The organism is Burkholderia sp. 3C, from assembly GCF_054589155.1.
This window is the reverse complement of the sequence record NZ_BAAILN010000066.1, coordinates 321,888-333,550: the sequence shown is the minus strand read 5'-3', so window position 1 is coordinate 333,550 and position 11,663 is coordinate 321,888. Positions and strand designations below refer to the sequence as shown.

Below are 11,663 nucleotides of genomic sequence, written 5' to 3'. Positions count from 1 at the left end.
GCCGGGGCGCCGGCCGGCTCGACGGCCAAGGCGGGCCGGGCCGCCAGCAGGGCGAGGGCGGCGAGCAGCGCCAGTACGGTCGAAACGAATGCAAGGCGCGAACCGAGTGTGGGCGGCCAAACTTGAGCGGCGGATTGACGCGCCGGCGCAACGGCGCGAATCGGCATGGCAGCGGTGACGGCCCCGTGGAACGGGAATCGGGCGACGTGTTTCATCGTGGTTCGAATAGCGGATTGGCCAGGCCCGGCGCGGCGTGACGCGCAATGGCGAGACGAGAGGGTACAGGCATTGCGGTGTGCGTCAATCGGCAATCGATTCCGAAATAGGACGGACTCCCAAGCGATGCGTCAGATTGATAATTGCATTATCGGAATATTCTCCATTGACCGCGAATTGCCTACAGTAGAAACTGCCTCTCGCTGACGCATCGCCATTCGATGCGCGCAGGCTGCCATCGGAGCAGCACCGGCGCGGGGAAATGCCGGGTATGGCCGCGATTCACGAGCTTCGGCACGTCTGCAAGTAAAGGCTCATCCATGTCGACACCCATTCTGGGCAGGCTTTTCTCTAATAACGTCGCGGTCGATCCAGGCACCGCGAGCACGCTGATTTACACGCAGGAACGCGGCATCGTGCTGAATCAGCCGTCGGTCGTGTGTTTCCGTAAATCGGATACTCATCTCGATAAAGCACGCGTCGAAGCCGTGGGCGATCTCGCCAAGGCGCTGATCGGCCGCGTGCCCGAGCATCTGCATGCGGTGCGGCCGTTGCGGCATGGCGTGATCGCCCACTATCCGGCCGCCGAGCAGATGATCCGCCAGTTCGTCGGCATGTCGCATGCGCGCTCGCTGTTCGGGCGTCGCGTGGAATTCACCGTCTGCGTGCCGTACAACGCCACCGCCGTGGAGCGCCGCGCCCTGCGCGAGGCGGCCGGCGCGGCCGGCGCGTCGCGCGTGAACCTGATCGACAAGTCGCTCGCGGCCGCGCTCGGCGCGGGCCTGCCCGTGACCGAGGCGGTCGGCTCGATGGTGGTCGACATCGGCGGCGGCACCACCGAAGTCGGCGTGGTGTCGCTGGGCGGCACCGTGTATCAGCACTCGATTCGCGTGGGCGGCGATCAATTCGACGACGACATCATCAATCACGTGCGCGGCATCTACAACGTCATGCTCGGCGAGCAGACGGCCGAGCACGTCAAGAAGCACATCGGTTCGGCAAGCGGTTCGGTGCCGCGCGAATCGATGCGCGCGGTCGGGCGCGGCGTGGAAGACGGCCTGCCGCGCACCATCGAGCTGTCCAATCACGACGTGGCCGAGGCGCTCGCCGTGTCGCTCAACCAGGTCGTCAGCGCCGTGAAGGACGTGCTCGAAAATGCCCCGCCCGAGTTGGTCACCGACGTCGCGTATCGCGGCATCGTGCTGACCGGGGGCGGCGCGCTGCTTGCTCACCTCGATCGCCGTTTGTCCGAGGAAACCGGCCTGGCCGTGCGGGTGGCCGACCAGCCGCTCAGTTGCGCGGTGCGCGGCGCGGGCCTGGCGATGGGCCGCCTCGTGATGGATCTCGATCACTGATCCGGCACGCGTTTCGCGCCGCCTGACCGGGTTGGCGCGAAACTGCGAACCGGGGCCGTTCTGGCCTATGCTGTGGCGAATCGGGGTGCGAGCAGTCGCCAGCACCCGTTTCCCCGTGGACCGCAGCAGCCAGGAGTCGCAATGCCCGGAACGCAAGCTCATCCCGCTTCCCCGTCGGCCGACGAGGCCGTCGTCGCAACATCCTCCGTTTCCTCCGCCCTACAAGGCGCGTCGCCCGCCGATCCGGCCGGCGTGCCGCCGTTCATCACGCCCGAACCCGTCTCGCAGAAGCCCGTGCGCGGCAGCCAGCATGTGCTGAAATCCGGCGATGCGTTCGTCGTCAGCGACGCGCTCGGCGATATTTCCGGCTTCGACGACGGCCTGTTCGTCGACGACATGCGCGTGCTGTCGGGTTGGCGCCTGACCTTCGGCGGCCGCGCGCCGTCGCTGCTGTCGGGCGCGACCAGCGCCGACAACGCCTCGTTTACCGCCCACCTGACCAACCGGCCGCTGCCGCCGCTGGGCGGCCACGAAACGCCCGAGGGCGTGATCCACATCGAACGCACGCGGGTGCTGGCCGACGACGTGCTTTACGAAGCGCTGACCTTGACCAACTACGGCACGACCGACGCCGAAGTGCCGCTGTCGATCTCGTTCGCGTCCGATTTCCTCGACATGTTCGAGGTGCGCGGCACGCCGCGCGAGCAGCGCGGCACGGTGTCCGAGCCGGCGGTGGACGCGGGCCAGGTCAAGCTGCGCTACCACGGCCTCGACGACGTGACGCGCTCGGTGCGGATCGGCTTCTCGCCGGCCCCGGTGCGGCTGATGCCCGACCGCGCCGATTACACGCTGACGATCGCCGCGCAGGCCTGCGTGTCGATCTACCTGACCGTCGAGGCGCGCATCGAGCGCGACGGCGCGCCGGCCGAGCCGCAGCAGCCGCCGGCCAAGGCCGGCCGGCCCGGCCTGCGCCGCGCGCTGGTGGGCGTGCACCGCAAGATGCGCGAGCGCCGCCGCACCATCGCGCGGGTGCGCACCGGCAATCCGCTGTTCAACGCCTGGCTGGACCGTTCGCAGGCGGATCTCGGCCTGCTGACCACCCAGCTCGACACCGGCCCCTATCCGTATGCCGGCATCCCGTGGTTTTCCACGCCGTTCGGCCGCGACGCGGTGATCACCTCGTTGCAGATGCTGTGGCTGCAGCCGTCGCTGGCGCGCGGCGTGCTCCGTTTTCTCGCCAAGCATCAGGCGCTGGAGACGTCGGCGTTTCGCGACGCCGAGCCGGGCAAGATCATGCACGAGTTCCGCCGCAGCGAAATGGCGGCCACCGGCGAGGTGCCGTTCGCGCTGTATTACGGCGGGGTGGACACCACGCCGCTGTTCGTCGTGCTGGCCGGCGCCTATCTCGAACAGACCGGCGACACTGCGCTGATCGACGAACTCTGGCCCGCGCTCGAACGCGCGGCGGGCTGGGTGGCGCGCGCCTGCGACCGCAACCGGCTCGGCCTGCTCGACTACCAGAAGACGTCCGAGCGCGGCCTGGCCAACCAGGGCTGGAAGGACAGCCACGATTCGGTGTTCCACGCCGACGGGCGCTTCCCCGAAGGCCCGATCGCGCTGGTCGAGGTGCAGGCCTATGCGTGCGCGGCGTTCGACGCGATGTCGACGTTCTCGACGCATCGCGGCGAGGCCGAGCGCGCGGCCGAATACGCGACACGCGCCCGCAAGCTGCGCGAGGCGGTCGAGACGCATTACTGGATGCCGGAAGCCGGCTTCTACGGGATCGCGCTCGACGGGCACGGCGAGCTGTGCCGCGTGCTGGCGTCGAACGCCGGCCACCTGCTCGCATTCGGCCTGCCCGAGGCGAGCCGCGGCGAATCGGTGGCGCGCACGCTCGATTCATCGCTGTTCCGCACCGGCTGGGGCGTGCGCACGCTCGCGGCCGGCCAGCCGCGCTTCAATCCAATGGCCTATCACAACGGTTCGGTCTGGCCGCACGACAACGCGCTGGCCGCGCGCGGCTTCGCGCGCTACGGCAACAAGACGGCCGCCACCGAGCTGCTGCGCGCGCTGTTCGAGGCGGCGGTCAGCTTCGACATGCGGCTGCCCGAGCTGTTCTGCGGCTTCCCGCGCCGGCGCGGCGAATCGCCGACCGCCTACCCGGTCGCCTGCCTGCCGCAGGCCTGGGCGGCCGGCTCGCCGTTCATGATGTTGCAGGCCTGCCTCGGCGTGAGCATCGATGCGGCGCGCGGCGAGGTGCGGATCGAGCAACCCACGCTGCCCGACGGCATCGACTGGCTCGAACTCGACAACCTGAGGGTGGGTACGGAAACGGTGTCGCTGACGTTCCGCCGCGTCAACGGGCAGGTGATCGCGTCGGCGCAGGGCGGCAACGGTCGCGTGAAGGTCGTGGCCGCGCTGTAGGCGCTCGCGGCGGGTGCCTGCGCGGGATCAACGCGCCCGCGCCCGCTGCGGGATGCACCGATGGCGCGAAGGCATTTCGTAAGGCACGATAGGTCCGTCGCGCGCCGCGGTTCGTGGCGCGCCAGATCACAACGAGGAGGTGGCAATCATGACCCAGGATTCCCAGCCCGGCGACACGCGCGAGGCGCAACTGGAACAGATGGAAGCGGCCGTCGATCATCTGCATGCCTCGGTCGAATCGCAGTCGATCGCGGCCGGTGCGGCGAGGGGGCTGGCGTTCAGCCTGGTCGAGACGCTCGGCACGTTGATCGGCGATCCCGATCTGCCCGAGCATGCGCGCGCCGGCTACGAAGCGCTGCGCGACAAGGCCACCGAGCTGATGGGCGGGCTCGAACGGCCTTGAGCGGCTAACGCCGCGCCGGATGTGGCCCGAATTCGGGGCGCATCCGCGCGTGTCGAACCCGATCTGTCGACAAGCCCCGGCTGCCGGGGCTTTTCTACTGTGGCGGCGGTTTCCCCGCTTGGCGATCGGCGAGGGTTGGGGTCCGATCCCGCGTATGTGCGGTGTGACGCATTGGTGAGCGCGCCGAGAGGCCCGAAAAAATTCTTTTTTCGATCAATATCTTGGCGGGAGCAGGGAATGGATATCCACAGAGTTGCCAACAAAAACTGTGGATAACTTTGGGTGGTGCGATGGCTATCCACTGGCGGGCCTCCACGATAGCGGAAAATTCTTTCACGGCGATGTCGATTCCGGCTGCCGTCGCGCGTCGTGGAGGCATGAGCGCGAGTTCGCGCCTTCCGCCGTGCCGCCGGCCGCCGGCCGCAGTCCTTTCCACCCAAGGAGCCGCATCATGTCCGCCCAAGCCCAGTCCGCCGTCAAGCCGATCCCCGAAGGCATGCACACGCTCACGCCGCACCTGATCTGCCGGGGCGCGGCCGATGCGATCGCGTTCTACCAGGCCGCGTTCGGCGCGCTCGAAACCAGCCGGCTGCCCGGCCCGGACGGCAAGCTGATGCACGCCTCGCTGCGGATTGGCGATTCGGCGCTGATGCTGACCGACGAAATGGAAGGCTGCGGCGCGCTCGGCCCGCAGCGGCTGAACGGCACGCCGGTCACGCTGCATTTGTACGTGGAGGACGTCGATGCGGTGGTGGCGCGTGCCGTCGCGGCCGGCGGTACGCTCACTATGCCCGTCACCAATATGTTCTGGGGCGACCGCTATGGCCAGTTGACGGACCCGTTCGGTCATCGCTGGTCGGTGGCCACGCATCAGCGCGATCTGACGCCCGAGCAGATCCGCGAGGCGATGGCGCAGTGCATGCCGCCGCAATCGGCCTGACGCCCTGAGCGAGGCACCGGGCGAGGTACATCGTGGCCGCGGTGCGTGGCCGCCGCCCGTTACACCTCGCCCAATTCGCGCTTCAGCACTGCCAGCAGCGCCTTTACCACCACCGGCAAACGCCGTTCGCGCATCGTCGTGACTTCGAGCATGCGCTGGTTCAGCAACGGCTCGTCGATCGGCCGCGCGATCAGCGCCTTGCCGCCGCCCCGCCCCTTGAGCGACACCTCGCTGCCCAGCGTGATCGCGCCGGTCAGCGCCGCGAACGCGTGGAGTGCCGCCGAATTGTTGCTCGACAGCAGCGGCTCGATCCGCACGCCGCGCGCCGAGCAGCACAGGTCGAACAACTGGCGCACCGTGGTGCTGCGCTCCAGCAGCGCGATCGGGTAGGCCTGCAGGTCCGCGAGCGTGAGGCTGTCGTGCGAGGCGAGCGGGTGCGACGGCCCGAGCAGCGCGCGCACCGGCATGTTGACCGCGTACTCGACATGCGACGGCGAAGCGCTGCCGCTGGAGAACGCGATGCCGATGTCCACCTCGCCGGTCGCCACCCAGTGCTCGACCTGCGCCGGCGTGCCCGCGCGCAGCACGTAGCGCGCGTTCGGTGCGCCCACATGGTGGCGCGCGAGCACGCCGGGCAGGAACGAGCGCGTGAAGCCCTCGGTGCACGCGATGCGTACCAGGCCGCTGCCTTTTGTCGCGCCGGCCGAGATTTCACCCATCACGGCGTCGGCTTCGAGCAGCACCCGTCGCGCGTGGTCGGCGAGCAATTCGCCGGAGCGGGTGAGCACCATGCCGCGCGGCATCCGCTCGAACAGCGACACGCCCAAATCCTGCTCCAGCTTGCTGATCTGGCGGCTGATCGCCGATACCGCCACATGCAGCGTTTCCGATGCCGCGGCCAGCGAACCGGTGCGCGCGACCTCGACGAAATACTTCAGCGCGATCCCATGCAGCATCGTTGCCCTCCTTGCGTTGCCATTTCGGCAAGTCTAAGCGCATTTTTTGAAATTGTTGAGAATTAATGGCGTTTCTAGACTGGCCGAACTTCCTCTCAAGTCAGGATTACAAGGAGACCTCATGACAGCCGGCCAGATCCCCTCCAGCCCCCGCCAGCAAGCGATCGAGCGCGCACTCGAACATTACGATTCGGGCCGTCTGCTCACCGACCTGACGCGTCGCGTCGCATTTCGCACCGAAAGCCAGAACGCCGCGCAGGCCGATGCGCTGCAGGCCTACCTGAGCGACGAAATCGCGCCCGCGCTGGCCGCGCTCGGCTTCACGTCGCGGCTGGCGGCCAACCCGGTCACGGCGCGCGCGCCGTTCCTGATCGCCGAGCGCATCGAGGATGCCGCGCTACCGACCGTGCTGACCTACGGCCACGGCGATGTCGTGCGCGGCCACGACGACCAGTGGCGCGCGGGCCTCGCGCCGTGGACGGTCACGGTCGACGGCGATCGCTGGTACGGCCGGGGCACGGCCGACAACAAGGGCCAGCACTCGATCAATTTCGCCGCGCTCGCGGCCGTGCTCGACGCGCGCGGCGGCAAGCTCGGCTTCAACGTGAAGGTGATCTTCGAGACCGGCGAGGAAATCAGCTCGCCGGGGCTGGACGCCGTGTGCGCGGCCGAACGCGGCGCGCTCGCGGCCGACCTGTTCATCGCCTCCGACGGCCCGCGCGTGTCGGCCGAGCGACCGACGCTGTTCCTCGGCTCGCGCGGCGGCGTGACGATCGAGCTGACGGTGGCGCTGCGCGACGGCGGCCATCACTCGGGCAACTGGGGCGGCGTGCTGCGCAACCCCGGCACGGTGCTCGCGCACGCCATCGCCAGCATGATCGACCGGCGTGGCGCGATCGCCGTCGAGGGGCTGCGCCCGCCGCCCGTGTCCGACGCGGTGCGCCGCGCGCTGGCCGATATCGAACTCGGCGGCGACGACAACGCGCCGGCCATCGACCCCGACTGGGGCGAGCCGGGTCTGACGCCGACCGAGCGCGTGATCGCCTGGAACACGCTCGAAGTGCTCGCGTTCCGCACCGGCAACCCCGACGCGCCGGTCAACGCGATCCCGGCCATGGCGAAGGCCACCTGCCAGTTGCGCTACGTGGTCGGCACCGACGCCGAACACGCCGCCGCGCACCTCGACGCACATTTCGCGAAGCACGGTTTCGACGACGTGCAGGTGCGCGTCACGCAGAGCGCCACCGCTACCCGGCTCGATCCCGAAGATCCCTGGGTGGACTGGGCGCTGGCCTCGCTGCGCGCTTCCACCGGCAAGCGGCCCGCGCTGTTGCCGAACCTCGGCGGCACCGTGCCGAACGACGTGTTCGCCGACACGCTCGGCCTGCCCACCTTGTGGGTGCCGCATTCGTATCCGGCCTGCGCGCAGCACGCGCCGAACGAGCATCTGCTCGGCTCGGTCGCGCGCGAAGCGCTCGGCGTGATGGCGGGCCTCTGGTGGGACCTCGGCGACGACGCGCCGCGCATCGTCGCCGCGCGCCGGGCTGCCGCTGCCGACGGGCTTGCCGCGTCATCCGCCAGCGTGCCGCTCGCGTGATGCGCGCCGCGCCACGTCACGCGGCGCCCACCGCCGCGGCCTCCGTTCCCGTCAACCGATCGAGCGCCTCATGAACCCGACTCCGCTTTCCACTCCGCCCGCGCGCAAACCGTTGAGCCTCACGCAGATCGTCGTCGCGACCTCCGCCGGCAATGCGCTCGAATGGTTCGACATCGCGATCTACGCGTTCTTCGCGATCTATATCGGCAAGCACTTCTTCCCGGCGACCAACGAAACGGCTTCGATGCTGCTGACGTTCGGCTCGTTCGGCGCGTCGTACCTGGTGCGCCCGATTGGCGGCGTGGTGCTCGGTGCCTATGCCGACCGGCGCGGCCGCAAGGCGGCGCTGATGGTGTCGGTCATGTTGATGATGATCGGCACCGGCATCATCGCGTTGATTCCCACCTACGCGAGCATCGGGCTGGCCGCGCCGCTCGGCGTGTTCGCCGCGCGGTTGATCCAGGGCTTCTCGGCCGGCGGCGAATTCGGCGCGTCCACCGCGATGCTGATCGAGCATGCGCCGCATCGGCGCGGCTTTCTCGCGAGCTGGCAGTTCGCCACGCAGGGCCTCGCGACGCTGCTGGCCGCATCGTTCGGTTTCGGATTGGCGAAGCTGTTGTCGCCGGCCGATCTGGCGGAGTGGGGTTGGCGTGTGCCGTTTTTCTTCGGCTTGCTGATCGGGCCGCTCGGGCTGTACCTGCGCCGTTTCCTGGAGGACGCGCCCGCGTTCACCGAAGGCGTGCGAACCGAAACGCCGGTGCGCGACGTGTTCTCGAAGCAGAAGAAGATGGTGTTGATTTCGATCGGCGCGCTGACGGTATCCACGGCCGTCAACTACATGCTGCAATACCTGCCGACGTTCGCGATCCGCGAGCTGCATCTGCCGGCCTCGGCCAGCTTCGCGGCCACCATGGCCGGTGGCGTGATCCTCACTGTCGTCACGCCGTTCGCCGGCCATCTGTCCGATCGCATCGGCCGTCTCAAGCAGATGACCGTGGTGGCGGTGCTGTTTCTGTTGAGCGCGTATCCGGCGTTTTCGTATGCCGTGTCGCACGGGTCGGTGCCGGCGTTGTTCGCGCTGGTGGGTTGGCTCGCGCTGCTGAAGTCGATCTACTTCGGCGCGCTGCCCGCGCTGATGTCGGAGATCTTCCCGGCCGCCACCCGTTCGACCGGCATGTCGGTCGGCTACAACGTGGGCGTGACGGTGTTCGGCGGTTTCACGCCGGCCATCGTCACGTGGCTCGTCAGCGCCACGGCGAACCGCAGCGCGCCGAGCTTCTACCTGATGGCCACCGCCATGATCAGCCTCGCCGCGCTCGCGTCGGTCAGCCGCCTGCGGCCGCCGAAGCTCGATCGAGCGGTGGCGGCCTGAGCGGCCGCGGCCGCGAGCGCGGCCTGCCGTCAGCCTTGCATCATTGCGATCACAGCTTGCGACAGCGGATGGCCTTCCTCGCCGAGCCGGTCGATCGCGCCGAAGTGATGGCCGTCGCGCTGGCGCACGATCTGCACGTCGAGGCCGTGCGCGTTCAGCCGCGTCTGGTATTCGGCCAGCAGGCGGTGGAACTCGTCCGTCTCGTCGCCGCCCACCGTCAGGATGAACGGCAGCGACGCGGCCGGCAGGTGAAATTTCGGGCTGTATTGGGCCACTTCGCGCGCATCGAGCCGCACCGCTTCGTTCAGATAGGACAGCCGGATCGGCTCCAGATCGTAAAGCCCGCTGAGCGCGCACGCGCCCTTGACGATATCGGCGGGTACCTCGTACGGCGCCCAATCGAGGCTGGCCAGCACGCCCGTCAGGTGGCCGCCGGCCGAGCTGCCCGAGACGAAGATCGCGTCGCGATCGAAACCGAGCGCGTCGGCATGGCGGTACAGATGCGCGACGGCGAGCGCGTTGTCGCGCACGATGTCGCCCATTCGCACCGACGGCGCGAGCCGGTAGCCCACCACCGCCACGTTGAAGTTCGCCGCCAGATACGGCCGTGCGACAAAGCTGAAATCCGATTTGTCGAGCGACTGCCAGTAGCCGCCGTGGATGAACACCAGCACGGGGCGCCCGCGATCGCGCGCGGGGAAGAAATCGAGCGCCTGCATGTCCGCCGTGCCGTAACGCACTTCTTCATGCACCGCGTGCTCGCGGCGAAACGTGGCGCTCGTCTTGGCCCAACGATCGAAGATCGCCGGATGATCGGGAATGCGCAAGCGCATGTTGTATTGCTTGTCGAGTGCGGCTTGATCGAAGTTGCGGTAAACCAGCATATTCAACCTCATTGGAAACGGTTTGTGGAGCAGTGAGTATGTGGCGTGCTTCACGTCGCAATTCATCGGCGACGTGCGATGGTCTGTGCGAGCGCAAATAACCATCTCGATGAGGCGATGCCCTGTTCTGCAGGCGCGAAAACACTGTTGCGCGAGCTGATCGTGTTGGTGGTCAGGATGCCGGTGGACTACCAGGACAAGGGCCGTGACGGCTTGGCTGTCGAACTGCTGTTCCAGGCATTGCGCCCACGCCGGATCGAACTGCCGCATCGGCCGCTGGATCGTCGCGACGTGACCGACGCCACCGACGCCACCGCGCGCGCCGTTTCGGCGCTATCCGTTCGCGGCCGGCGCACCGCTGCCCGGCCCCGGCCCCCGGTGCGTTCGACTCCCGCCGGTTTCGCTGCCGCGGCCGACACCTGCCGTTTCCGCGACGTCGCGCGGTAAACCGTGTCGGATCAATGCCTTGCGCCGCAGACGCGCAGGTAATCCACAAGTTTGCCAACAGAAACTGTGGACAACCTCGGTTGCACCTTGGCGAGGCAGGCACTGCCACATTCGTGACGCATGAGAAAAAAGATAGCGGGATCAAAGGCTTGGGACGTATTGCCCAAAGAAATCCACAACGTTGCCAACAAAAATTGTGGACAACCTGGGCGGCCGGCGGCGCGAAGGACCGGACCGGTTTCAGGCGATGCAGCGGGTGATTCGCGGGATGGATGGGGGGTGTCGGGATCGCCCGGCAGGCCTGGCAAGCCGGGCGGCAACCGGTTGCCTGCGCAACCAGCAGGCCGGCGGACTGTTGATTGGAAACGCTTTTTTCTCGACGCGGCTGTCGAAACCGGTCGCAGGCCCGGTGCGAAAGCCGCTGCCCAAACCCGGCATTTTTGAAAATACCCCTATCGAATCAAGGTATTGGCGAGAAGCCAGAAAGGATATCCACAAGCTTGCCAACAAAATCTGTGGACAAGATGGCCTGCGGCGCGGCGCCTGTCGAAACCGTCTTTCAAGAGAAAAATCTGATGTTATTCAAGGAATTGGAAAAACCATGCGCAGGTCATCCACAAGCTTGCCAACATTTTCTGTGGATAACCTTCAGGCTGGCTGTGTCGGACACGCCGAGGAACGTCGAAATCGTTTCCAGCACCTTGGCCTTCACCTTGCGATGCGGCACGTGTCCGCCGCCGGGAAATGGCACCACGCAGCACCACGTGCGCGCCGGGCCGGTGGCAAATTCGGCGATGCGCGCCGGGTGACGCGGCCGACACCGGGATCGCCGCCATCTGGCGGCCGGCAGCGCGTCGGCAGCCGCGCCCCGCCCGGTGTACCATGGGCGCCCGTTTTCCGCCCCTCGCCACGATGCCTGCCGATTTCGACGAACTCGCCGCCCTGATTCGCGCGCAATTCTCCGAGCTGAGTCCGCAGTTCCAGGTGGGCGCGGCGTTCCTGATTGACCATCCGGACGAGGTGGCGGTGTCGTCGATGCGCAAGGTCGCGCAGCGCGCCGAGGTGCAGC

Annotated in this window: 11 protein-coding genes and 1 pseudogene; 9 read left to right on the top strand and 3 right to left on the bottom strand. The window is 67.8% G+C overall.

The features are described from left to right. The coding region (locus tag ACYP33_RS11830; RefSeq protein WP_459621797.1) for a hypothetical protein at nucleotides 1-215 on the bottom strand (215 nt) is incomplete at its 3' end. A gap of 321 nt (nucleotides 216-536) precedes the next feature. Between ACYP33_RS11830 and mreB the strand changes: the two genes are divergently transcribed. From mreB to ACYP33_RS11810, 4 genes are all read left to right on the top strand, one after another. Further along, entirely contained in the window at nucleotides 537-1,571 is a 1,035-nt protein-coding gene (mreB, locus tag ACYP33_RS11825) for a rod shape-determining protein MreB (RefSeq protein WP_459621796.1), read from the top strand. Between the two features lie 141 nt (nucleotides 1,572-1,712). Then, the gene (locus ACYP33_RS11820) at nucleotides 1,713-3,995 is read left to right on the top strand and encodes an amylo-alpha-1,6-glucosidase (RefSeq protein WP_414446709.1); all 2,283 of its coding nucleotides are present in this window, start codon (nucleotides 1,713-1,715) and stop codon (nucleotides 3,993-3,995) included. 148 nt (nucleotides 3,996-4,143) lie between these two features. After that, a complete protein-coding gene (locus ACYP33_RS11815; RefSeq protein ID WP_459621794.1) occupies nucleotides 4,144-4,398 on the top strand; it encodes a hypothetical protein in 255 nt (84 codons plus the stop codon). Between the two features lie 451 nt (nucleotides 4,399-4,849). Beyond that, nucleotides 4,850-5,338 carry a VOC family protein gene (locus ACYP33_RS11810; RefSeq protein ID WP_459621792.1) on the top strand — a complete coding sequence of 163 codons (489 nt, stop codon included), beginning with the start codon at nucleotides 4,850-4,852 and terminating at the stop codon, nucleotides 5,336-5,338. A gap of 59 nt (nucleotides 5,339-5,397) precedes the next feature. Here ACYP33_RS11810 and ACYP33_RS11805 read toward each other — a convergent pair whose 3' ends face one another. Next, nucleotides 5,398-6,294, bottom strand: a complete 897-nt coding sequence (locus ACYP33_RS11805) for a LysR family transcriptional regulator (RefSeq protein ID WP_414440046.1) — start codon at nucleotides 6,292-6,294, stop codon at nucleotides 5,398-5,400. A 121-nt stretch (nucleotides 6,295-6,415) separates the two neighbouring features. Here ACYP33_RS11805 and ACYP33_RS11800 point away from each other — a divergent pair, with 121 nt between their 5' ends. Beyond that, nucleotides 6,416-7,891, top strand: coding sequence for a M20 family metallopeptidase (locus tag ACYP33_RS11800; protein WP_459621790.1), 1,476 nt, complete (start codon nucleotides 6,416-6,418; stop codon nucleotides 7,889-7,891). Between the two features lie 70 nt (nucleotides 7,892-7,961). After that, complete coding sequence (locus ACYP33_RS11795) at nucleotides 7,962-9,263, top strand: MFS transporter (protein ID WP_459621788.1); 1,302 nt, start codon at nucleotides 7,962-7,964, stop codon at nucleotides 9,261-9,263. Nucleotides 9,264-9,292: 29 nt separating this feature from the next. Here the strand turns inward: ACYP33_RS11795 and ACYP33_RS11790 are convergent, their stop codons facing one another. Beyond that, nucleotides 9,293-10,147, bottom strand: a complete 855-nt coding sequence (locus tag ACYP33_RS11790; RefSeq protein ID WP_459621786.1) for an alpha/beta hydrolase — start codon at nucleotides 10,145-10,147, stop codon at nucleotides 9,293-9,295. 45 nt (nucleotides 10,148-10,192) lie between these two features. Between ACYP33_RS11790 and ACYP33_RS11785 the strand changes: the two genes are divergently transcribed. The 3 genes and pseudogenes from ACYP33_RS11785 to ACYP33_RS11775 all read left to right on the top strand — a co-directional run. Continuing rightward, on the top strand, nucleotides 10,193-10,594 hold the full coding sequence (locus tag ACYP33_RS11785) for a hypothetical protein (protein WP_459621784.1): 402 nt from the start codon (nucleotides 10,193-10,195) through the stop codon (nucleotides 10,592-10,594). A 359-nt stretch (nucleotides 10,595-10,953) separates the two neighbouring features. Beyond that, a complete protein-coding gene (locus ACYP33_RS11780; protein ID WP_459621782.1) occupies nucleotides 10,954-11,403 on the top strand; it encodes a hypothetical protein in 450 nt (149 codons plus the stop codon). Between the two features lie 103 nt (nucleotides 11,404-11,506). After that, nucleotides 11,507-11,663: pseudogene (locus ACYP33_RS11775) on the top strand (DNA-binding protein); the annotation flags it as partial.